The organism is Streptomyces sp. NPDC031121, from assembly GCF_055570615.1.
In genome coordinates, this window is sequence record NZ_JBVIGV010000004.1 from 106,982 (window position 1) to 128,150 (window position 21,169).

A 21,169-nucleotide genomic window follows, 5' to 3' on the forward strand; every position below is an offset into this window, starting at 1 on the left:
CCCTCCCCCGCACCCGTACGCCCCCACGCGGCGGCGTCCCTCTTCGGTCAACGGCTTTCAGCCTGCCACGGGGGACTGACAGCTCACGACACCGGCCGCGAATCCTGCCAAATCGACTCGAACTCCTCCCGATACGTGGGGAAAAGTCCGCTTTCGGTGTCGCGTGCGGCGTCCGGTGCGCCGCCACCCCGCAAGACCAGCACCGGCGCCTCCATGCCGCGCGCCCGCCGCAGGTACGACTGCACGACGGCGATGCCGGAGCTCTCCCCCTCCACCAGGTAGGCCGTGAAGCGGGGGGTCTCGTCGAAGACGTGGATCTCGAACCGGGAGGGGTCCTTGAGCCCCGCCCGCACCCGCCTCACGTGCAGGATGTTCATCTCGACCGACCGGCTCAGCTCGCCCTTGCGCAGCCCCAGCTCGCGCTCGCGCCGCTTGACGGCGCTGCTCGCCGGGTTGAGGAAGAGCAGCCGGACCCGGCATCCCGCCTCGGTGAGCCGGACGAGTCTTCGGCCGGAGAAGTTCTGCACCAGCAGGTTGAGCCCTATGCCGATGGCGTCGAGCCGCCGCGCCCCGCCGAAGAGGTCCTCGGCGGGCAGCTGCCGCTGGAGCCGCACCCGGTCGGGGTGGACGGAGACCACGTCCGCGTACCGGTCGCCGACGAGGTCCTCCACCGCGTCGATGGGCAGCCGGTCCGCGGAGGGCGAGCCGGCCCCGCCGCCGAGGACCTCCAGCAGCCTGGCCGACGCCCGCTCGGCCTGCTCCAGCACCGCCCGCGACAGGGCCCGGTTGCGGGAGACGACGTTGCGCGTGACCTCCAGCTCGTCCAGCGCGAGCTCGATCTCGCGCCGGTCGTCGAAGAACGGCTCGAAGCAGGGCCAGTGCTGGACCATCAGCTCCCTGAGCTGCGGCAGCGTCAGGAAGCTGAGCACGTTGTCGTCGGCCGGGTCGAGCAGGTAGCCCTTGCGCCGGCTCACCTCGCGCACCGCCACCGCACGGTGCACCCACTCCTGGCCGGCCGGGCCGGCCGCGGCGACGACCCAGTCGTCCTCGCCGTGCACGGGCTCGTAGATGGGCCGCAGGACGGCCCCGACGACCGCCCGCAGCCGCTGCTCGATGAGGTTCAGCCAGATGTACGCCCGGCCCGCGCGCTGGGCCCGCGTACGGACCTCGCTCCACGCGTCGGCGCCCCAGTCCAGCTCTGCCCCGGCCCGGATGACGGCCGCCCCCGCCCCGGGCGCCGGCGCCGCCGGGGACACCGGGCCGGACTGCCCGCCCCCCGGCCCGCCGGGCCCGGCCGGCCCGCCCTGCCCGGCCCCCGCCGACCCACCCGGAACCCCACCCGGCACCCCGCCGGACGCACCCCCGGGTGCGCCTCCTGGGGCGTCCGCCGGGCCGCCCTCGTGACCGCTGTCACCAGGGGGCAGCTCCAGACCTCCCGAGCTCACCCGTGCACCGCCTTCTGCGTCTGGAACGCCCGTCTAAGTGATCACGGAAGACTACTCCGAGCGCGGCGCCCGGTGCAGCCCGATGACGCCCGACGGACCGTACACCGGTGATCGGTTGACCCATTATCGGATGCGCAGACAGTCCGCCGACCCGCATATCGCCCCGCGGGGTCACCCGTTCGGAGCAGTCGCAAGTCCCCGCCTCGGGGCCCTCTTTCGGGGAAGATCCAGGCAGTGACGCGGTCCACGCCGGATCAACCCCACACCTCCGTCCGTCACCGAGGGGAAGAGTCGTTGTCCATGCAGGTCTGGCCGGGACAGGCGTATCCGCTCGGAGCCACGTACGACGGCGCGGGCACCAACTTCGCGGTCTACTCCGAGGCGGCGCGGCGCATCGAGCTGTGCCTGCTCCACGACGACGGATCGGAGACCGCCGTCGAGCTCCGCGAGACCGACGCGTTCGTCCGGCACGCCTACCTGCCCGGCGTGATGCCGGGCCAGCGCTACGGCTTCCGGGTCCACGGGCCGTACGAGCCCGAGCACGGGCAGCGCTGCAACCCGGCCAAGCTGCTGCTGGACCCGTACGCGCGGGCCATCGCCGGGTGCGTCGACTGGGGCGAGGAGGTGTACGGCTACCACTTCGGCCGGCCCGACTCGCGCAACGACCTCGACTCCGGTCCGCACACCATGACCTCCGTCGTGGTGAACCCTTACTTCGACTGGGGCGACGACCGGCCGCCCCGGCACGACTACCACCGGACGGTGCTGTACGAGGCGCACGTCAAGGGGCTGACGATGCGCCACCCCGAGCTGCCGGAGGAGCTGCGCGGCACGTACGGGGCGCTCGCGCACCCGGCGGTCATCGGCCACCTGACCCGGCTCGGGGTGACGGCCCTGGAGCTGATGCCCGTACACCAGTACGTCCACGACCACCGCCTGGTCGACGACGGGCTGACGAACTACTGGGGCTACAACACCATCGGCTTCTTCGCCCCGCACAACGGCTACGCCTCCGGCGACCGCGGCCAGCAGGTGCTGGAGTTCAAGTCCGCGGTGCGCGCGCTGCACGAGGCGGGCATCGAGGTCATCCTCGACGTGGTCTACAACCACACGGCGGAGGGGAACCACCTGGGGCCGACGCTGTCGTTCCGCGGACTGGACAACGCCTCGTACTACCGGCTGGCGGACGACCCCCGGCACTACGTGGACACCACCGGCACCGGGAACTCGCTGCTGATGCGCTCGCCGCACGTCCTCCAGCTGATCATGGACTCGCTGCGGTACTGGGTCACCGAGATGCACGTGGACGGGTTCCGCTTCGACCTGGCGGCGACGCTGGCCCGGCAGTTCCACGAGGTGGACCGGCTGTCGTCGTTCTTCGACCTCGTCCAGCAGGACCCGGTGGTCAGCCAGGTGAAGCTGATCGCGGAGCCCTGGGACCTGGGAGAGGGCGGCTACCAGGTGGGCAACTTCCCGCCGCTGTGGACCGAGTGGAACGGCAAGTACCGGGACACGGTGCGGGACCTGTGGCGCGGCCAGCCGCGCACGCTGGCCGAGTTCGCGAGCCGGCTGACGGGCTCCTCCGACCTGTACCAGGACGACGGCCGGCGGCCGCTGGCGTCCATCAACTTCCACACCTGCCACGACGGCTTCACCCTGCACGACCTCGTCTCGTACAACGAGAAGCACAACGAGGCCAACCGGGAGGGCAACCAGGACGGCGAGGCGCACAACCGGTCCTGGAACTGCGGCGCCGAGGGCCCCACGCAGGACCCGGACGTCGTCCAGCTGCGGGAGCGGCAGATGCGCAACTTCACGGCCACCCTGATGCTGTCCCAGGGCGTCCCGATGCTCAGCCACGGGGACGAGTTCGCGCGCAGCCAGGGCGGCAACAACAACGCGTACTGCCAGGACAACGAGCTGGCGTGGGTGCCCTGGCCGGAGCCCGGCAAGCCGGCGCCCTCCCTGCTGGAGTTCACCCGGCGCATGGTGTGGCTGCGGCGCGACCACCCGGTGTTCCGGCGGCGCAGGTTCTTCCACGGCCGCCCCGTGGAGGGCACCCACGACGAGCTGTCCGACATCGCCTGGTTCACCCCGTGCGGGGAGCCGATGCGGGCCCGCGACTGGCAGGCGCAGCAGGCGCGCGCGCTGACGGTGTTCCTCAACGGGGAGGCGATCTCCGAGCCCGGCCCGCGGGGGGAGCGGATCACCGACGACTCGTTCCTGCTGATGTTCAACGCCGGAGCGGAGCGGCAGGAGTTCACGATCCCGGCCGGGCACGGCGCGCAGTGGCGGCTGGTCGTGGACACGGCGCGGCCGGAGGTGCAGCCGCCCGGCACCGGGCCGCAGTACGCGGCCGGCGACCGGGTGGCGCTGGTGGGGCGGTCGCTGGCGGTGCTTCAGCGGCCGGCGTAGCGGACCGGGGCGGTCGCGGGTGGCGTCGCGGCGGGCCGGGCCGGTCGGGCGTCCGGCCGGGGGCCGCCGGGGCGCGGGTGGCGCAGGCGGGGGGCGAGGGCGGCCGCCGCCCCGGCGGCGGGGGAGCCGCCGGTCGCAGCGACGAGCAGGAAGCGTTCCGGACACCGGTCGGCGCTGACGGGGTGTCACCCGGATGCACGGGGCCATGGCACGGAACCGGGGAAGCTGGGTACGTACGTTCTCATGAGCCGGCCTGAGAAGCAGTCGACCGTCCGATCCGGCGCCAGGGCGGGGGCCGTGCCCGCGGCGCCCTCCTCGACGTACCGCCTCCAGCTGTCCCCGGAGTCCCCGTTCGCCGCGGCGGCGGCCGCCGTGCCGCACATCGCCTCGCTCGGCGCCTCCCACCTGCACCTCTCCCCCGTCCTGGAGGCCGTCCCCGGCTCCCTGCACGGGTACGACGTCACCGACCACACCCGGGTGCGGGAGGAGCTCGGCGGGGAGGCCGGGCTGCGGGCCCTGGCCGCCACCGCCCGCGAGCACGGCCTCGGCCTCGTCCTGGACATCGTCCCCAACCACATGGCGGTGCCCTTCCCGCTGCGGCTGAACCGGCCGCTGTGGGAGGTGCTGCGGGAGGGGCCGCGGTCCCCGTCGGCCCGCTGGTTCGACATCGACTGGGAGGCGGGCGGCGGCAAGGTGCTGCTGCCTCTGCTCGACCGGCCGTTCGATCCGGCGGACTGCACGGTCGACGGCGAGGTGCTGCGCCACGGCGCGTGGGAGTTCCCGCTGCGCCCGGGGACGGCCGGGCTGCCGCTGCCCGAGCTGCTGGCGGAGCAGTGGTACCGGCCCGCCTTCTGGCGGGCGGCGCGCACCGAGCTCAACTACCGGCGGTTCTTCACCATCGCGCAGCTGATCGGGGTCCGGGTGGAGGACCCGGAGGTGTTCGCCGCCTCCCACGCGAAGGTGCTGGAGCTGGTGCGGGACGGGGTGGCGGCCGGTCTGCGGATCGACCACGTGGACGGGCTCGCCGACCCGGAGGGCTACCTGCGGCGGCTGCGCGCGGGTGTCGGCGGTGACTGCTGGGTGGTGGTGGAGAAGATCCTCGGCCGGCGGGAGCGGCTGCCTGCGGGCTGGCCCGTCGCGGGGACCACGGGCTACGACGCCCTCCACCGCGTCGACGGCGTGTTCGCCTGCCCGGACGGCACCGCCGAACTCGACCGGCGCTTCCGGGATGCGACGGGCCTGACGGGCTGGCGGGAGACGGCCCGCTCCTGCACGCGGGAGGTCCTGGAGGGCGACCTGGCCGCCGAGCTCGCGGCCCTGGAGCGGGCCGCGGGGCCGGAGCTCGCCCCGGCCGTGCGGGAGCTGCTGGTCGCCTACCCGGTCTACCGGCCCTACCCGGGCGACGGGCAGCTCGATCCGCGGGCCGCCGCGGAGGCGGCCCGGCAGGCCGGCGCCGCGGCGGTGGACGGCGTACGGGAGCTCATGCGGGCCGATCCGGCCTTCGCGGCGCGCTTCTCCCAGACGTCGGCGGCGCTGCGCGCCAAGTCGCTGGAGGACCGGGCGTTCTACCGGTACGCGCCGCTGCTGTCGGCGGCCGAGGTGGGGGCGGATCCCGGGCGGCCGGCCGTGTCCGCGGGGGAGTTCCACGCGTACTGCGCCGCGCTGGAGCGCGACTGGCCCCGTACGGGGACGGTGCTGTCCACGCACGACACGAAGCGGAGCGCGGACGTGCGGGCGCGGATCTCCGCCCTCTCCCAGGACCCGGGCCTGATGGGCCGGCCGGGCGGCGCGGACCCGCAGCTCGCGTGGGTGGCGCGGCAGACCGCCCTCGGGCTGGGCGAGGTGCCGGAGCGGGAGGAGCGGCTGTCCGGGGCGCTGCTGAAGGCGGTCCGGGAGGCGGCGCTGCGGACCAGCTGGACCGAGCCGGACGAGGCCTACGAGGAGGCGGTCGCCGCCTGCGTGCCGGAGGCGGAGGAGCTGCCGAAGGAGGCCGCGGAGGCGGCGCGGGCGAACCTGCTGGGGATGGCCCTGCTGCACCTGGCGATGCCGGGAGTCCCGGAGGTGTACCAGGGCGCGGAGTCGGAGTACCGGGCGCTGGTGGACCCGGACAACCGCCGGCCTGCCGTCTTCCCGCGGGAGGCACTGGCCCGGCTGGACGCGGGAGCCGCCCCGCGCGGCCAGGCGGAGGAGAAGCTGGCCCTGACGGCCGCCCTGCTGCGGCTGCGGCGGGACCGGCCCGCCCTGTTCACCGGGTACGCGCCGCTGGCCGCCCGGGGCCCGGCGGCCGCGCACTGCCTGGCGTTCGCCCGTACGGGTGGTCTGGTGGCGGCGGTGACCCGGCTCTCGCTGCGGCTGGCCCGCGCGGGCGGCTGGCGGGACACGGCGCTGCCGCTGCCGCCGGGGCGGTGGGTGCCGCTGCTGCCGCCGGCGGAGGCGGACGGGGAGGCGGCGTACGAGGGCGAGGTCCGCCTGGCGGACCTGCTGGCGGCCCGGCCGGTGGCGGCCCTGGTCCGCGCGGAAGGGACGGGCTGACGGGCGGCGGGGGCGCGGAGGGGTGGCAGCGGCGGAGGGGTGGCAGCGGCGGCGGGCGGGCAGCGGGCTCACGGCGGCCTTCCGGCGGCGAAGCTCTGGCCAATGCCCTGGCGTTGGCCAGGGCATCCCGTGAAGTACGGGCCCGGAGGAGCAGTAGCGGGCGTGCGCGGCGGGCATTGCATCTCAAGTGACCCACCTCCGTGACATGCGCTACCCCACACCGCGCGAACTCGCTCAGGCCGCCCGTGCACTGGCGGACGGACACCCCCGCCGGGCGCGGCTGCGCCGGGCCGGCTCCTCCCGGTCCGGGGAACCGCTCTGGCTGCTCTCCGTCCACCCCCGCGGCCTCGGCACCGCCCCGGACGGCGGCGAGGTCCTCGTCGTCGCCGGGGCCCACGCCAACGAGCCCGTCGGCGGCGCCACCGCCCTCGCCCTCGCCCGGCACCTGGCCGCCGGGCACCCGGCCCCCGGGACCGGGCTGCGGGCGGGCGGCGGCTGGCACTTCCTGCTGTGCGCCGACCCGGACGGCGCCGCCCTGCACCGCACCCCGCAGCCGCAGTCGGTACTCGACTACCACCGCGGCTTCTACCGTCCTCCGGGCCCCGAACAGCCCGAGTGGGCGCCGTCCCTGCTGCCCCCGGACCGGCTCCCGCCGGAGAGCCGGATCCTGACCGGGCTCATCGACGAACTCCGGCCGGTGCTCCAGGTCTCCCTGCACGCCACCGACCTCGGCGGCTCCTGGGTGCAGCTCACCCGCGACATACCGGGCCTGGCAGAGCCGTTCGCCAAGTCCGCCGCGGAGCTGCGGATCCCGGTCGAGACGGGCGCCTCGGACGCCGCCGGCTGGCCCTCCCCCGGCCCGGGCATCTTCGTCCTGCCGCCGGCGGGGCCGGACGCCCCGCGCTCCTTCCACCCCGAGGACACCCGGCTCAGCACCTGGTACCGGGTCCACCGGCACGCCGGCACCACCGCCGTCGTCGAAGTCCCCATGTGGGCCTCCGACCTCGTCGACGACCCGGCCCCGCACCCCGACCCGCGCGGCGCCCTGCGCATGCTGGCCGACCGCCTCTCCCGGGACGCCGCCCTGGTGGCCGCGGTCCGCCGCCGCTCCGGCGGCCCGCCCGCGGAGGACGGCCCGGGCGCGGCGGCCCTGCTGCGCGCCGTCGACTGGACGCTCGGCCTGATCCCCGGGATCACCGCCGAGTGGACGGGCCCCGCGTCCCCCTCCGACGCCAGCGCGGCCCGCATCCACAGCATCGACGCCTTCGGCCGCCGCCTCCCCCTGCGCGCCGCCGCGATGCTCCTGCGCGTCCTGCGCGGCCGCGGCCACCCCGCCGCCGCGGAACTGGACCGCCTGGTGACGGGCTGGTGCACCGACTTCGCGGCCCGCTTCCAGGCCCGCCCGCTCCCGATCCCCACGCAGGTGGAACACCAGTCCCGCACGGTCCTCACCACCTACGCCCACCTCCTCGACCCGCCCCGACCCGCCGACGGGTGATCGGCCGCCCCGTGCCTCCGCGTGCTGTTGGATGGCACCGCGGCCTCGGACGCGTACGCGCCGGGACGGCTCGAGAAGGAGACGGAATGACCGACGACCTGTCCGCGGTGGCGCGCTTCCTCTACGAGGCGGGCACGCTCAAGCACGCCCGACGCACGGGCTGGTGGATGGCCGGTGTCAGGGATCCGGAGAGCGTGGCGGAGCACTCGTGGCGGACCTCGCTGATCGCGTCGGTCATCGCGAGGCTGGAGGGCGCGGACCCGGCCCGGGCGGCGTTCCTCGCCGTCTGGCACGACACCCAGGAGAGCCGCACGGGGGACGTGAACCACCTCGGGAAGAGGTACGCCGCCGGCGCCGACCCGGAAGCCGTGACCGCCGACCAGACGGCCGGCATGCCCGAGGTCCTGGCGTCGGCCGTCCGGGACCTGGTCGCCGAGTACGAGGCGAAGGACTCCCCCGAGGCGCTGTGCGCCCGCGACGCCGACAAGCTGGAGTGCATGCTCCAGGGCGTCGAGTACAGGGCGCAGGGCCACGCGGCGGCCCAGCGCTGGATCGACAGCAGCCGAGCACGCCTCACGACGGGCACGGCCAGGCGGCTGGCCGGGGAGCTCCTCGCCCAGGACCCGCTCGACTGGCTCCGCACCGCGATGGGCGAGAAGGACCAGCCGGGGTGACTTCCCGGCCCCGTCGGCCTCCCCGGTCGCGGCACGGGGTCAGGACGACGAGAGGCGGAAGGACATGCGGCCGAATCCGATCTGGTCGCCGTCGCGGACGGCGATCGAGCCCGTCACCCTGCGGCCGTTGACGGTGGTGCCGTTGGACGAGCCGAGGTCGGTGAGGATCCACATGCCGTCGCGCAGGGACAGTTCGGCGTGGACGCGGGAGACGGTCTCGTCGGTGAGGCGCAGGCCGTTGCCCGGGTCGCGGCCGATGCGCAGCGGCTGGGCGCCCGGGTGGGGCAGCAGCAGCTTGGGGAGCCGTTCGGCGGTCCAGGCGCGCCTGACCCCGGCGGAGACGGCGGAGATGCGGCCCACCCAGCCGAACAGGCGCCGCGCCCAGGCGGTTTCGCCTTCGCGGCCGTCGAGGTCGGCGACGAGGACGGCGAGTTCCTCGGGGCGGCGGGCGACGAGGGCGAGCTCCATGCGGCGCAGGAACGTGTCGTGGGACAGCTTGCCCGCGGCCGCGCCCTCGCGGAGCTTGCCCAGGGCCCGGTCGCGCTCCGCGTCGGACAGGCGCGGCGCGGGGTAGGCGGGGAACTCGAAACTCGACGTCACAGGGTGATTGTCGGCCCGTCGGGGGCGGAGTGTCCAGAACGGGCCCGGCCACCCGGCGATGATGGGTGCGGCACATGGCACAGCACACGTTCCGGTACGCCGAAGACGAGGGGACCGCCCGTGCAGTTCGAGGTGTGGGCACCGCTGACAGACCGGGTCGCGCTGCGGCTCGGGCAGGCCGCACACGACATGGAGCGCGACCCGGACCGGCCCGGCTGGTGGGTGGTGCGGGCCCCGGCCGCCGACGGCGACCGGTACGGGTTCCGGTTGGGCGGCGATCCGGCGGTGCGGCCCGACCCGCGCGGCCGGCGCCTGCCGGACGGCCCGGACGGCCTGTCCGCGGTGGTCGACACCGCCGCCCTGAAGCCGCAGGCGCCGGGGCCCGGCACCCGCCTGCAGGACGCGGTCCTGTACGAGCTGCACGTCGGCACGTTCACCCCCGAAGGCACCTTCGACGCGGCGGCCGCCCGCCTCCCGCACCTGGTCCGGCTCGGTGTGACCCACGTCGAGCTGATGCCCGTCTGCCCGTTCCCCGGCCGGCACGGGTGGGGGTACGACGGGGTGGCTCCGTGGGCGGTGCACGAGCCGTACGGGGGCCCCGCCGGGCTGGCCCGGTTCGTGGACGCCGCCCACCGGGCCGGGCTGGGGGTCGTGCTGGACGTCGTCCACAACCACCTGGGGCCGTCGGGAAACCATCTGCCCGCCTTCGGGCCGTACTTCACGGACGCGCACCACACGCCGTGGGGCGCGGCGGTGAACCTGGACGGCCCCGGCTCCGACGAGGTCCGCGCCTACTTCCTCGGCAGTGCGCTGGCCTGGCTGCGGGACTACGGGATCGACGGGCTGCGCCTGGACGCCGTGCACGCGCTGGCCGACGGGCGGGCGCTGACGTTCCTGGAGGAGCTGTCCGCCGCGGTGGACGCGCTCGCCGAGGAGACGGGCCGGCCGCTGTTCCTGATCGCCGAGTCCGACGCCTGCGATCCTCGGACCACGACGCCCCGCGCGGCCGGCGGGCTCGGCCTGCACGCCCAGTGGAACGACGACTTCCACCATGCGCTGCACTGCGCCCTGACCGGCGAATCGCAGGGCTACTACGCGGATTTCGCGCGGGCGCCGCTCGCCGCGCTGGCCAAGGCGATGACGCGGGCGTTCTTCCACGACGGGACCTGGTCCTCTTTCCGGGGGCGCACGCACGGCCGGCCGGTGGACCGCCGCCGGACGCCCGCGCACCGGTTCCTCGGCTACGGGCAGACGCACGACCAGGTCGGCAACCGGGCCCAGGGCGACCGGCTCGCCGCGTCGGTCTCGCCGGGGCTGCTGGCGTGCGCGGCGGCGCTGGTGCTGGCCGGGCCGTTCGTGCCGATGCTGTTCATGGGCGAGGAGTGGGGTGCGGGCACGCCGTGGCAGTACTTCACCGACCATCGGGACCCGGAACTCGCCCGGGCCGTACGGGAGGGCAGGCGGCGGGAGTTCGCCGGCCACGGGTGGCGGCCCGAGGAGGTGCCGGACCCGCAGGACCCGGGCACCCGGGAGCGGTCCTGCCTGGACTGGGCGGAGCCGGAGCGGGAGCCGCACGCGCGGCTGCTGGCCTGGTACCGGACGCTGGTCGCGCTGCGGCGCGGGCATCCGGACCTGCGGGATCCGGACATGGCGGCGGTGCGGGTGGCGTACGACGAGGAGCGGCGCTGGCTGACGTTCCGCCGGGGCGACGTCCGGGTGGTGGTGAACCTGGCCGCGGAGCCCGCGACGGTCGCGCTGGGCCGGAACGGGGTGCGGGTCCTGGCCGCGTGGGAGGAGGTTCCGCATCCGGACGGGGAGGGGCGCGTCCACGTCCCGGCGGAGTCGGCGGTAGTCCTCGGCCCGTGACGCCGGCGCGGGGAGGGCGGCGGCGGGGAATTCGTGGCGGCCCGGGCCCGGCTCAGGCGGCCGCCGTGAGGCGTGCGGCCAGGGCGGCCGCGGCAGGGGCGGGCGTCCGGGGGGTGATCAGCTCGGTGCGGTGCACCAGCCGGGTGCCGGCCAGCGGTACGGCCGCGCCGGCCGCGCCCGCAGCGGCGGCTTCGGCCACGCGGCGCGGCAGCAGGGCCAGCCCGTGTCCGGCGGCCGCCAGGGCGCACAGGGCGTGCAGGTCGGTGCCGTCGTACCGCAGGGCGGGGGCGGTGCGGGCGGCCGCGGGCGGGGCGAGTCCGACGTGCGGGGCGTCGAGCCAGCGCGCGTCGGCCAGGTCGTCCAGCCGCAGCGCGGCCCGCCCGGCGAACGGGTGCCCGGCCGGGAGGAGGACGGCGAGCTGCTCCTCGGCGACGCCGGTGACGGCCAGCGGTGCCACGTCGGGCAGCCGCAGCGGGTCGCTGGGCGCGGCCGTGCCGTCGGTGAGGCCGAGGTCGCAGCCGCCGGTGGCGACGGCGGCCGGCACCGCGGCGGGTGGGACGACCCGCAGTTCGACGCCGGTGGCGGGCAGCGCGGCGAGCAGCGCCGGGCCGACGGCGAGCGGGGACGCGGCGAGGGTCAGGCGGTCGGGCGGGGCCGCCGCCAGCCGCCGGACGTCGGCGCGGGCGGCGTCGATCCGGAGCAGCAGCGGCGCGGCGTGTTCGAGGAGGCGGTGCCCGGCGGGGGTGGGGGCGACGGGGCGGCGGGTCAGCAGGCCGGTGCCAAGGTCGGCCTCCAGGGCGGCGATGTGCTGGGAGACGGCCGACTGGGTGTAGCCGAGTTCGCGGGCGGCGGCGGAGAAGGACGCCAGGCGGGCCACGGCGGCGAAGGTGCGGAGCAGGTGCGGATCCATGGCCATCAGCATTGCTTATCGATCATGCTGGAACAATCGTTGGCGCTGAACGGGGGATGGGCCCCAGGATGATCCGCATGACCACCGAGACACCCGCCCGCACCCCCCGCCACACCCGGCCCGCGCGCATCGCGCTCGTCGGCGACCGCTCCCCGCACGCCGAGTCCCACGTCCGGATTCCGCGCCTCCTCGACGCGCTCGCCTCCCGCGACGGGCTCGTACTCGACGCGTACTGGATCCCCACCTCCGACGCCGCGGCCGAGGCCGCCTCCGGCTCGCTCGCCCGCTTCGACGCGGTCTGGGTGCTGCCGGGCAGCCCGTACGCCAGCGAGGCCGGGGCGCTCGCCGCGATCCGGACCGCCCGGGAGGAGGGCATCCCCTTCCTCGGGACGTGCGGGGGCTTCCAGCACGCCCTGCTGGAGTTCGCCCGCTCGGTGTGCGGTCTGGCCGTCGGGCACGCGGAGAACGACCCCGCCGCCGACGACCTGCTGATCGCCCCGCTCGCCTGCTCGCTCGTCGGGCACGAGGGCCTGGTGCGGGCGGAGCCCGGCTCGCTGGCCGAGGCGGCGCTGGGCGCGGAGCGGAGCCTGGAGCGCTACCACTGCAGCTTCGGCCCGGACCCCCGCCACCTGCCGGTGCTCGCCGCGCACGGGCTGCGGCTGTCCGGGCACGACGAGGACGGGCAGCTGCGGATGGCGGAGCTGCCGGGGCACCCGTTCTTCCTGGCCACCCTGTTCCAGCCGGAGCTGTACGGCGACGGGACCCGCCCCCACCCGGTGGTGCAGGCCCTCGCCGCGGCGGCCGTGGCGCACGCCGGGGCCGCCGGCTGACGGGCGGCCCCCCGGCCGGCGGACCGCGGCGGACCGCATCGGACCGGAGGGACCGCGGCGGACCGCGGCGGCGGGCGGGGGCGGGCGGGCGCGTCGCGGGACCGCCCCGCTGATCGGCTATGCTGTGCGTGCACATCGAACGGGCGGCCCGCCGCCCGTCGTGGTGGGTGTAGCTCAGTTGGTAGAGCACCTGGTTGTGGTCCAGGTGGCCGCGGGTTCGAGTCCCGTCACTCACCCTTTCACCCTGTGGGGCGCGAGATCACTCGCGCCCCACAGGCATGTCCGCGCGGCTTCGGGCAGGTCAGCCGCGCAGGAAGTCCTCGACCTCTGTGACGAACGCCACCGGCGTCTCGTGCGGCGGGTAGTGCCCGGCGCCCGGCAGGGGCACCACCCGGCAGTCGGGGTACGCGGCCTGCCACGTGTCCCGCATCACGGCGGGCGTGAGCGCCAGGTCGTACTCCCCCACGAGCACCAGCACCGGGACGCCGTTCCCCTTCACCGCGGCCGACAGGTCCGCCGACCGCCAGCTCTCCAGGTAGGCGGCGAACGCCTCCGGGCGGGAGACGGCCATCGAGTGCGCGACCATCCGGTCCAGCCAGTGCCCGCTCGCCCGGTTGCCGGTGACCAGGTCGAGGATGGCGCGGCGGTTCTCCGGGCTGCGGGCGGCGCCCTGGAAGAGCGCGAGGGTGGTGTCGTCCATCACGTACGGCGCCGGCGGCACCGGGTTGACCCCGACCAGTTTCTCCACCCGGCCGGGGGCGCGGACCAGCACCTGCTGCATGGCCTTGCCGCCCATGGAGTGGCCCACCAGCGAGAACGTGTCCCAGCCGAGCCCGTCGGCGAGCGCGAGCACGTCCGCGGCGATCTCGTCGAGGTCGAAGCTGCCCTCGACGTCCCGGCGGTCGCCGTAGCCGCGGTAGTCGGGGAAGGCGTACGAGAAGCCCTCCGGATCGAAGTGGTCGAGCACCGAACCCCAGTTCGCGGAGGTGCCGAACCAGTCGTGCAGCACGATCGCGCGGACGGGTCCCGTGCCGATCCGGCGGTGGGCGATGGCCATGCGTTCTCCCTCGGTGAGGAGGCGGGCGGAACCGACGCCGTAGGTACTGCCCACCCGGCCCGCCCCCACACCGCGGGCCGGGGACCTGCCCGGGACCCGCCCGGGTGCGGGCCGTCGGGTACCGTCGCGCTCGTGTGCGGGAGGGCCCGCTCACCGTTCTTCGGAGGGAGTGTTCGTGGCGCGTCCGCTGGAGGGTGTCGTCTTCGCGCCCGTCGCCGACCAGGCGCCCGGGCAGGTCGGGCGGGAGACCCGGTTCACGTACCACGAGGAGGCGGGGCGGATCTGGGCCGAGTACGCCGGCGGGGACGTGGTGCGCGGGTTCCTCGTCGGCACGCGCACCGGCGACGTGCTCGACTTCCGGTACGTGCAGCTGCGGCCCGACGGGACGACGGCCTCCGGGCACTGCACCTCCGTGGTGACCGAACTGCCCGACGGGCGGCTGCGGTTGGAGGAGTCCTGGGAGTGGGAGTCCGGGCCCGGCGCCGGCACGAGCACGGTGGAGGAACCGCCGCCCGGCCCCGGCCCCGGCGCCGCGGGGCCGTAGTCGCCGTACTCAGGCGGCCCAGGGGCGGCCGCGGTCGCGAAGTGAGCATCCGTACTCAGGTCCGGGCCGCCGCCGGTTGCCATCGTGGCGGGCATGTTCACTTCGTTGCCTGATCCCCGACTCCGCGCGGGCATCACCGCCGTCGGCAGCATGCTGCCCGACGGGGTCCTGTCCTCGGACGCCCTCCAGGAGGAGCTGGCGCGCCGCAGCGGCCTGGCCCTGCCGCCGAGGCTGCTGACGCAGGCCACCGGGATCACCGCCCGGCGTGTCGCCGGCCCGGGCGTGTACGCGTCCACCCTCGCCGCGGGCGCGGCCCGCCGGGCCATGGACGCAGCCGGGCTGACCGCCCCGGACATCGACCTGCTGGTGTTCGCCTCCGCGACCCGCGACATGGCCGAGCCGGCCACCGCGCACATCGTGCAGGCGGAACTGGGCACCCGGGCACACGCCGTGGACGTCACCAACGCCTGCAACAGCTTCGTCAACGGCATCGACCTCGCCCGCTCGATGATCCTGGCCGGCCGGGCCCGGCGGGCCCTCGTCGTCACCGGGGAGACGCCGAGCCGGGCCGTGCAGTACGAGCCCGCCGGCCTCGCCGAACTGCGCGCCTCCTTCGCCGGGTACACGTTCGGCGACGCCGGCGCCGCCGTGGTCGTCGAGGCGGTGGAGCGGGGCGGGATCCTCGACGTCGACACCGAGACGCACTCGGAGCACTGGGAGGTCGGCGGGATACCGGGCGGCGGCTCGCGCCACCCGCGCGGGGACGCGTACACCTACTTCCGCGGCGACGGGAACGAGCTGCGCGGCGTCTTCGAGAAGGTCGGGACGGCGGTCATCGACCGGACGCTGCACCGCGCCGGCACCGACTGGGACGGCTTCGCGAAGGTGCTCGTCCACCAGGTGACGGTGCCGTACCTGGAGCGGTTCGCCGAACTGACCGGGGTGCCCGGGGAGAAGCTGGTCGTCACCGTGCCCGAGCTGGGGAACATCGCGAGCGCCACCCTCGGCGTGCAGCTGGACCGGGTGTTCGGAGGGCTGGCCTCCGGCGAGCGGGTGCTGTTCGTCGGGCTGGGCGGCGGCATCAGCATCATGACGATGGTCTGGGAGAAGTCGTGAGCGGGCACGGGATGTGGGTCGTGGTGCCGGCCCACCAGGAGGAGGCCCGGCTGGGCGCGACCCTGCGGGCGCTGGCCGCGCAGCGCGACCGGGACTTCACGCTGCTGGTCGTCGACAACGCCTCCACGGACGGCACGGGGGACGTCGCCCGGGCCTTCGCGGCGTCCGCGCCGTTCCCCGTGCACGTCGTCGAGGAGCCGGAGAAGGGCGTCGGGTCCGCCGTCGACAGCGGGTTCCGGTACGCGATCGGGCAGGGGGCGCGGCTGCTGGCCCGCACCGACGCCGACTGCCTGCCCCGGCCGGGGTGGACGGGCGCGGCGCGGGCCGCGCTGGCGGCCCGGCCGGGCCTGGTGTGCGGGCGGATCACCGCGCGGCGCGACGAGCACGGGCCGCTCGGCCGGGCCGGGTTCGCCGTACTCGTGGCGCTGGCCGCCCTGTTCGGGCGGCTGCGGCCGCAGCACGTGCGCCGCGGCGAGTTCCGGGCCCCGTACCGGATGCACGCCGGGAACAACATGGCCATCACCGCCGAGCTGTACCTGGCCGTCGGCGGGATGCCGCGCCGCCCCTCACCCACCGACCGGCTCTTCCTGAACGCCGTACGCCGCCACACCGACCGGATCAGCCGCTGCCGGTCGATGGTCGTGGAGAACTCCACGCGCCGCATCCGCGCGTACGGGATCGCCGGCACCGCCCGCTGGTACCTGGACAAGGGCAGCGGCCGCCACGGAACGGACCCCCGCTGATGCTCGACCGACTCGACCACGCGCTGCGCCGCCGGCCCGACCGGGCGGCCGTCCTCGCCTCGACCCGCGGCGGCGCGCCGCGGGTCCGGGCCACCTGCGGCGAACTCGCCGACCTCGCCGACGGATACGCGGCCGCCCTGCACGCGCGGGGACTGCGGGCCGGCGACACCGTCGGGGTCGCGGTGCGGCCCGGGCCGCGGGCTCTGGCGGTGCTGCTGGCGCTGTGGCGGCTCGGGCTGCGCGGCGCCGTCCTCGACCCGGGGGCCGGGCCGGAGGTGCTGCGCGCCCGGCTGGCGCTGGCCCGGCCGTCGCTGGTGCTGGCCGACGCGGCGGCGCAGGCCGCCGCCGGGTGGGCGCGGCCGCTGGCCCGGCGGGCGGCGCTCGCCCTGCCCGATCTGGCGGCGCTGGGCTGCCCGGTGGCGACCGTCGGGCCGCGACTGCCGTGGTGCGCGCCCGCGCTGGAGCGGGCGGCACGGCGGGCCGGGCTGCCCGCGGCGGGTGCGGCGCCCGTCGGGGACGACGCCGACGCGGTCATCGTGTTCACCTCCGGGACCACCTCGCGGCCGCGGGCCGTGGTGCACACGCGGGCGAGCCTCGCGGCCGGGATGGAGACGGTCGAGGGGCTGTTCACCGCCGCCGGGGAGGCGTCGCAGCGGCCGGTGCTCGGCGGGACGTTCTTCGTGCTGGTGCCCGCGCTCACACGGGGCGCGCCGGTCGCCCTGCCGGCGCGCTCCGCGCGGGTCCTGGCCCGGCAGCTGCACCGGCTGCGCCCCGCGGACACCTACCTGACGCCGCCGCGGCTGCGGGAGGCGCTCGGCGCGGGCGCCCGCTTCCACGGGCGGGTGTGGACGGGCTCGGCGCCCGCCGGCGCCGAACTGCTGGGCCGCGTGCGGGAGGCGGGCGCGGCGCAGGCCTGGGGCGTGTACGCGCTGACCGAGCTGTTCCCGGCGGCGGCCGTCGAGGCCCGGGAGAAGGCCGCGTTCGACGGGCCCGGCGACCTGGTCGGCGCGCCGCTGCCGGGTGTCCTGGCCAAGCCGGACCAGGACGGGCAGCTGCTGCTCTCCGGACACTCGGCCCGGCACCGCTACCTGGGCGAGGAGCCCGACCCGTGGGTGCGTACGGGGGACCGGGCGCGGCTGGACGCGGCGGGCCGGATCGTGCTGGAGGGAAGGATCAAGGACATGGTGCTGCGGCGCGCCGAGAACATCTACCCGGGCCTGTACGAGCCCTCGCTGCACGTGCCCGGCGTCGAGCTGGCGGTGCTGGTGGGGGTGCCGGCGGGCGGCGGGCCGGAGACGGCGGGCGACGAGCGGCTCGTCGCGGTCGTCCAGCCGCGGCGCGGCACGGACCTGCAGGGGTTGCGGGCGGCACTGTCCGGGCCGCTGCGCCGGATGGGCACGGCCCGCCCGGACGCGGTCCTCTTCGCGGAGGTGCCGCTGGCGGGCCGCTCCCGCAAACCGGACCGCACAGCGGCCGCCGCCCTGGCGGCAGCCCGCCTGGAGGCCGCCCGATGACGACCCGCGACGCGCCTCGCGGCACGGCATGCCCGCCGAGCGCGAAGACCTCCGCCCCGGCGGAGCCGGACGGTACGGCGCCGGGCGCGACAGCAGCGGCCGACGGTATGGCACCGGGGCCCGCCCGGGCGCGGGACACCGTTTCCGGGAGGGCGTCCGCGGCGCCGGACGGTACGGCGTCGACGCGTGTGGGAACGGGCCGTACGGCGCCTGCGCATGCGGCGGCCGACAGGCAGGCACCCGCGCCGGCGACGACGGGCCCGGCGGCGCCGGGGCCGACGGCGGGCGGCGCAGCCGCGGCGCCGACGGCAGCGGGCGGTACTCCGCCGAGCCACGCGGCACCGGGCCACGCCCCGAAGACCCGTACAGCACCGGAACGGGCGACAGCGCGGCGCGTGGCGGCAGGGGCGGCCACGGCGAGACCCGCGACGGCGGGCGGCGCAGCCGCGGCGCCGACGGCAGCGGGCGGTACTCCGCCGAGCCACGCGGCACCGGGCCACGCCCCGAAGACCCGTACGGCACCGGAACGGGTGACGGCGCGGCGCGTGGCGGCAGTCGATACGGCGCCGGCGGGTGGGGTGACGGGCGGCATGGCGGCGGCTGCGACCGCCGGCGGTGGCGCGGCGCCTGCGGCGGCCGGCAGTGCCGCGATGGCGTGGCGGCGGGATCGGCGGGTGTACCTGCGCAGCCATCCGGTGCTGTTCGCGCTGCTCGCGGCCACACGCGGGCGCGGGGTGCGCCGGCTCGGGCGGACCCTGCTCGTCCACGACGCCGACGCCTACCGGGAGGCGCTGACGCGCATCCCGCTGGACCGCACCGCCGCCGGGACCACCGGCGCGGCGGCGCGCGAGGCGCTCGCGGGCGCGGGCGGCGGCGTGCTGTTCGACCAGGAGGGCAGCGGCCACCGTGCCGACCGGCGGGACCTGGCCGACGGGCTCGGCGCGGCCGGGGTCGAGCGGCTGCGCGCGCTGTGGCGGCCGCTGCTGGCGGAGCGGCTCGCGCCGCTCCGCCGAGGCGGTGAGGTCGAGCTGGTGGCGCTGGCCGCCGAGTTGTCCGGCTCGGCGGTGTGCGCGCTGCTCGGCTCCGCCGCGGACCCGTCGGCGGTGGCCCGTGCGGCCGCGGCCGCGGCGGCGGCCTCGGTACGCGGGCACCTGCCGGGCCTGCCGCGCCCCGGGGCGAAGGCGGCGGCGGCCCGGACCGCGCGGGAGCTGCGGGAGATGCTGGCCGGGAGCGGCGGCGGCGACGGCGCCCTGGCGGCGATGCTGGCGGTGGCGGCGGTGAACACCACGGTCGCCGCGCTGCCGAGGGCGGTCGCCTGGTGCGCCGACGCCGGCCTGTGGGGGCAGGCCGGCGACCCGGAGTTGCTGCCGCGGCTCGCCGACGAGCTGCTGCGGGTCACCGCGGCCTCGCCGGTGCTGCCGCGGGCGGCAGCCGCCGACGGCACGGCCGGCGGCTGCCCGGTGCGGGCCGGCGACCGTCTGCTGCTGGTGGCCCGGCACGCGGCCGGCGCACACCGGCGCGGCCCCGACGCCCTCGACCCGGCCCCGCCGGCCGAGGCGCGGCTGGTGTTCGGGGCGGGGCCGCACGCCTGCCCGGGTGCGCGGCTGGCCCGTGCCCAACTGGCCGACGTGCTGGCCGCGCTGGCCCCGTACCGGCCGGTCGTGGTGCGGGCCCGCGCGGACCGGCGGGCCGCGCTGCCCGGCTGGCGGGTCCTGACCGTCCGGGCGGGTGCCGTATGAGCGCCTTCGCCGGGGTCGCGGGGCTGCGCGTCGCCGTGACGGGGGCGAGCGGCTTCTGCGGCGGGCACGTCGCCCGCGCCGCCGCGGCGGCCGGCGCGGACGTGGTGTGCGTGGGGCGCAGGCCCGGGCCCGTCGGGGAGCACCGCTTCTGGGACGCGGCCCGGGAGGTGCCGGACCTGACCGGCGCGGACCTCGTCGTGCACTGCGCGGCGGCGGTCGGCGACCCGGCCCCCGGCTCGCCCGCGGAGGCGGAGATGCGGGCGGTGAACGTGGACGGCACCGAGCGGCTCGCGTCCGCGGCCGGCGGTAGGCCCGTGGTGTGGGTGAGCAGCGCGAGCGTGTACGACCCGCGCCGGGACCGCAGCCGGGTCCGGGAGGACCACCCGCGGGCCGGCCACCTGAACGCGTACGGCCGCACCAAGGCGGCGGGCGAGGCGCTGGCCCTGGCCGCGGGGGCGGTGGTGCTGCGCCCGCGCGCCGTGTACGGGCCCGGCGACACCACCCTGCTGCCGCGGATCCTGTCCCGGGTCCGGGCGGGCACCCTGCTGCTGCCGGGGCCGGACGTCCCGCTCAGCCTGACGGCGGTGGAGAACCTGGCCGGTGCCGCGCTCACCGCCGCGGGCTGGGCCCCGGGGGCGTACAACGTGGCGGACGCGGCCCCGTACGGGCGGGACGACGCGGTACGCCGGGTCCTGCGCGCGCACGGCGTCCGGGCCCGGATCCGCCACCTGCCGCGGGCGGCGGCCCGTACGGCGGCGCGCGCGGCGGAGGCCCTCGCGTCGGCGACCGGCCGCGAACCGGCTCTGAGCCGCTACGCGGTGGACCAACTGGCGCACCCGGTGGTCCTGGACCTCACCCGCGCCCGGGCCCAGGGCTGGAACCCGCACCGCACCCTGGACGACTACCTGGCGTCCCTGCGTACGCGTTGAACACCATCCGGCCGGCCAACGGGGCCCGTGCGGCCGGGGTTGACGCAGCACCCCCCCGCGACCGGGCCCGTGCAAACGCGGGCGGCATCACGGCGACCGCACCGCCCGGCCGGTCCCCGCGGGCAGCGGGCGGCCCGCGCCGTACGGGGACGCGCCCCGTCCGGTCCTGCTGCCCGTCACGCGGGCGGGGGCACTCCCCCGCGCCGCCGGTGGGGCTGGCCGCGTCGGCGTGCCACCGGGGGTGTGCGGCCGCCCGCCCGGCATACGGGGCGGCTTCGGCACGGGCGTCGTGGCCGCGCGGTCCGGCTGCAGGCGCGTGTGCCCGCCGCGCGGGGCGTCACGGGCGGCCGGGGCCGCCGGCCCGGCGGCGGTCGGGCCGCGCAGCGCCCCGCACCGGCCGGCGGGGCTCGGTTCCCCCGCGCCTCAGCCACGCCGGCCGGCGTTCGTGTCCCCCGCGTTCCCCCGCGGGCGGCGTCAGGCGTCCGCCTCGGCCAGGCGGCGGCGCAGGCTCAGCGGCCGCATGTCCGTCCACACCCGGCCGATGTGGTCCAGGCACTCCTGCCGGGTGCCGGTCGTGCCCTCGGCGTGCCAGCCGGCGGGGAGTTCCCGGTCCGCCCGCCAGATGGAGTACTGCTCCTCGTCGTTGTGCACGACCAGGTAGCGGCCGTCGTCGGTCTCGCTCATCGCCTGGGTCCTCCCGCTCTCGATCGGTCGGCCCCCACCCTGCCCCGCCTGCCGGGCCTGCCATAGGGACAAA

Annotated in this window: 17 protein-coding genes and 1 tRNA gene; 13 read left to right on the plus strand and 5 right to left on the minus strand. The window is 77.0% G+C overall.

The window, feature by feature from the left end:
* Nucleotides 1–83 precede the first annotated feature (83 nt).
* Nucleotides 84–1,445 carry an SAV2148 family HEPN domain-containing protein gene (locus ACZ462_RS08575; protein ID WP_467806724.1) on the minus strand — a complete coding sequence of 454 codons (1,362 nt, stop codon included), beginning with the start codon at nucleotides 1,443–1,445 and terminating at the stop codon, nucleotides 84–86.
* Nucleotides 1,446–1,745: 300 nt separating this feature from the next.
* Here ACZ462_RS08575 and glgX point away from each other — a divergent pair, with 300 nt between their 5' ends.
* The 4 genes from glgX to ACZ462_RS08595 all read left to right on the plus strand — a co-directional run bounded on the left by glgX (nucleotide 1,746) and on the right by ACZ462_RS08595 (nucleotide 8,564).
* On the plus strand, nucleotides 1,746–3,860 hold the full coding sequence (glgX, locus tag ACZ462_RS08580; RefSeq protein ID WP_467806723.1) for a glycogen debranching protein GlgX: 2,115 nt from the start codon (nucleotides 1,746–1,748) through the stop codon (nucleotides 3,858–3,860).
* A 243-nt stretch (nucleotides 3,861–4,103) separates the two neighbouring features.
* Nucleotides 4,104–6,392, plus strand: coding sequence for a malto-oligosyltrehalose synthase (gene treY / locus ACZ462_RS08585; RefSeq protein WP_467806722.1), 2,289 nt, complete (start codon nucleotides 4,104–4,106; stop codon nucleotides 6,390–6,392).
* A 187-nt stretch (nucleotides 6,393–6,579) separates the two neighbouring features.
* Nucleotides 6,580–7,890, plus strand: coding sequence for a M14 family zinc carboxypeptidase (locus tag ACZ462_RS08590; protein WP_467806721.1), 1,311 nt, complete (start codon nucleotides 6,580–6,582; stop codon nucleotides 7,888–7,890).
* Between the two features lie 86 nt (nucleotides 7,891–7,976).
* The gene (locus ACZ462_RS08595) at nucleotides 7,977–8,564 is read left to right on the plus strand and encodes an HD domain-containing protein (RefSeq protein ID WP_467806719.1); all 588 of its coding nucleotides are present in this window, start codon (nucleotides 7,977–7,979) and stop codon (nucleotides 8,562–8,564) included.
* A gap of 39 nt (nucleotides 8,565–8,603) precedes the next feature.
* Here the strand turns inward: ACZ462_RS08595 and ACZ462_RS08600 are convergent, their stop codons facing one another.
* Nucleotides 8,604–9,164, minus strand: a complete 561-nt coding sequence (locus ACZ462_RS08600) for a DUF1707 and FHA domain-containing protein (RefSeq protein WP_467806718.1) — start codon at nucleotides 9,162–9,164, stop codon at nucleotides 8,604–8,606.
* A 120-nt stretch (nucleotides 9,165–9,284) separates the two neighbouring features.
* Between ACZ462_RS08600 and treZ the strand changes: the two genes are divergently transcribed.
* Nucleotides 9,285–11,030, plus strand: coding sequence for a malto-oligosyltrehalose trehalohydrolase (treZ, locus tag ACZ462_RS08605; protein ID WP_467806717.1), 1,746 nt, complete (start codon nucleotides 9,285–9,287; stop codon nucleotides 11,028–11,030).
* 52 nt (nucleotides 11,031–11,082) lie between these two features.
* Here the strand turns inward: treZ and ACZ462_RS08610 are convergent, their stop codons facing one another.
* The gene (locus ACZ462_RS08610) at nucleotides 11,083–11,940 is read right to left on the minus strand and encodes a LysR family transcriptional regulator (protein WP_467806764.1); all 858 of its coding nucleotides are present in this window, start codon (nucleotides 11,938–11,940) and stop codon (nucleotides 11,083–11,085) included.
* Nucleotides 11,941–12,017: 77 nt separating this feature from the next.
* Here ACZ462_RS08610 and ACZ462_RS08615 point away from each other — a divergent pair, with 77 nt between their 5' ends.
* Nucleotides 12,018–12,770 carry a CTP synthase C-terminal region-related (seleno)protein gene (locus ACZ462_RS08615; RefSeq protein WP_467806716.1) on the plus strand — a complete coding sequence of 251 codons (753 nt, stop codon included), beginning with the start codon at nucleotides 12,018–12,020 and terminating at the stop codon, nucleotides 12,768–12,770.
* Between the two features lie 163 nt (nucleotides 12,771–12,933).
* A tRNA-His gene (locus ACZ462_RS08620) sits at nucleotides 12,934–13,006 on the plus strand.
* A 65-nt stretch (nucleotides 13,007–13,071) separates the two neighbouring features.
* On the opposite strand, the gene ACZ462_RS08625 is transcribed toward ACZ462_RS08620, so the two are convergent.
* Nucleotides 13,072–13,827 (minus strand): alpha/beta fold hydrolase, encoded by a 756-nt coding sequence (locus tag ACZ462_RS08625; protein WP_467806714.1) that lies wholly within the window; start codon nucleotides 13,825–13,827, stop codon nucleotides 13,072–13,074.
* Nucleotides 13,828–14,002: 175 nt separating this feature from the next.
* Here ACZ462_RS08625 and ACZ462_RS08630 point away from each other — a divergent pair, with 175 nt between their 5' ends.
* The 6 genes from ACZ462_RS08630 (at nucleotide 14,003) to ACZ462_RS08655 (ending at nucleotide 20,412) form a co-directional block, all read left to right on the plus strand.
* Entirely contained in the window at nucleotides 14,003–14,371 is a 369-nt protein-coding gene (locus tag ACZ462_RS08630; RefSeq protein ID WP_467806712.1) for an avidin-fold protein, read from the plus strand.
* Nucleotides 14,372–14,476: 105 nt separating this feature from the next.
* Nucleotides 14,477–15,487 carry a 3-oxoacyl-ACP synthase III family protein gene (locus ACZ462_RS08635; protein WP_467806711.1) on the plus strand — a complete coding sequence of 337 codons (1,011 nt, stop codon included), beginning with the start codon at nucleotides 14,477–14,479 and terminating at the stop codon, nucleotides 15,485–15,487.
* On the plus strand, nucleotides 15,484–16,230 hold the full coding sequence (locus tag ACZ462_RS08640) for a glycosyltransferase family 2 protein (protein ID WP_467806710.1): 747 nt from the start codon (nucleotides 15,484–15,486) through the stop codon (nucleotides 16,228–16,230). Before ACZ462_RS08635 ends, ACZ462_RS08640 begins: the two co-directional genes overlap by 4 nt.
* Nucleotides 16,230–17,744 carry a class I adenylate-forming enzyme family protein gene (locus ACZ462_RS08645; protein WP_467806709.1) on the plus strand — a complete coding sequence of 505 codons (1,515 nt, stop codon included), beginning with the start codon at nucleotides 16,230–16,232 and terminating at the stop codon, nucleotides 17,742–17,744. The genes ACZ462_RS08640 and ACZ462_RS08645 overlap by 1 nt, the downstream gene beginning before the upstream one ends.
* Before the next feature lie 590 nt (nucleotides 17,745–18,334).
* Nucleotides 18,335–19,483, plus strand: coding sequence for a cytochrome P450 (locus tag ACZ462_RS08650; RefSeq protein WP_467806708.1), 1,149 nt, complete (start codon nucleotides 18,335–18,337; stop codon nucleotides 19,481–19,483).
* Nucleotides 19,480–20,412, plus strand: a complete 933-nt coding sequence (locus ACZ462_RS08655) for an NAD-dependent epimerase/dehydratase family protein (RefSeq protein WP_467806706.1) — start codon at nucleotides 19,480–19,482, stop codon at nucleotides 20,410–20,412. Before ACZ462_RS08650 ends, ACZ462_RS08655 begins: the two co-directional genes overlap by 4 nt.
* A 474-nt stretch (nucleotides 20,413–20,886) precedes the next feature.
* Here ACZ462_RS08655 and ACZ462_RS08660 read toward each other — a convergent pair whose 3' ends face one another.
* The gene (locus tag ACZ462_RS08660) at nucleotides 20,887–21,096 is read right to left on the minus strand and encodes an MbtH family protein (protein WP_467806705.1); all 210 of its coding nucleotides are present in this window, start codon (nucleotides 21,094–21,096) and stop codon (nucleotides 20,887–20,889) included.
* Nucleotides 21,097–21,169 lie beyond the last annotated feature (73 nt).

Excerpts from the sequence above, each read along its gene's own strand:
- glgX (WP_467806723.1), top strand. The coding sequence starts at position 1,746 with ATGCAGGTCTGGCCGGGACAGGCGTATCCGCTCGGAGCCACGTACGAC.
- treY (WP_467806722.1), top strand. The coding sequence starts at position 4,104 with ATGAGCCGGCCTGAGAAGCAGTCGACCGTCCGATCCGGCGCCAGGGCG.
- ACZ462_RS08595 (WP_467806719.1), top strand. The coding sequence starts at position 7,977 with ATGACCGACGACCTGTCCGCGGTGGCGCGCTTCCTCTACGAGGCGGGC.
- ACZ462_RS08610 (WP_467806764.1), bottom strand. The coding sequence starts at position 11,940 with ATGGATCCGCACCTGCTCCGCACCTTCGCCGCCGTGGCCCGCCTGGCG.
- ACZ462_RS08615 (WP_467806716.1), top strand. The coding sequence starts at position 12,018 with ATGACCACCGAGACACCCGCCCGCACCCCCCGCCACACCCGGCCCGCG.
- ACZ462_RS08625 (WP_467806714.1), bottom strand. The coding sequence starts at position 13,827 with ATGGCCATCGCCCACCGCCGGATCGGCACGGGACCCGTCCGCGCGATC.
- ACZ462_RS08645 (WP_467806709.1), top strand. The coding sequence starts at position 16,230 with ATGCTCGACCGACTCGACCACGCGCTGCGCCGCCGGCCCGACCGGGCG.
- ACZ462_RS08650 (WP_467806708.1), top strand. The coding sequence starts at position 18,335 with ATGGCGGCGGCTGCGACCGCCGGCGGTGGCGCGGCGCCTGCGGCGGCC.
- ACZ462_RS08655 (WP_467806706.1), top strand. The coding sequence starts at position 19,480 with ATGAGCGCCTTCGCCGGGGTCGCGGGGCTGCGCGTCGCCGTGACGGGG.
- ACZ462_RS08660 (WP_467806705.1), bottom strand. The coding sequence starts at position 21,096 with ATGAGCGAGACCGACGACGGCCGCTACCTGGTCGTGCACAACGACGAG.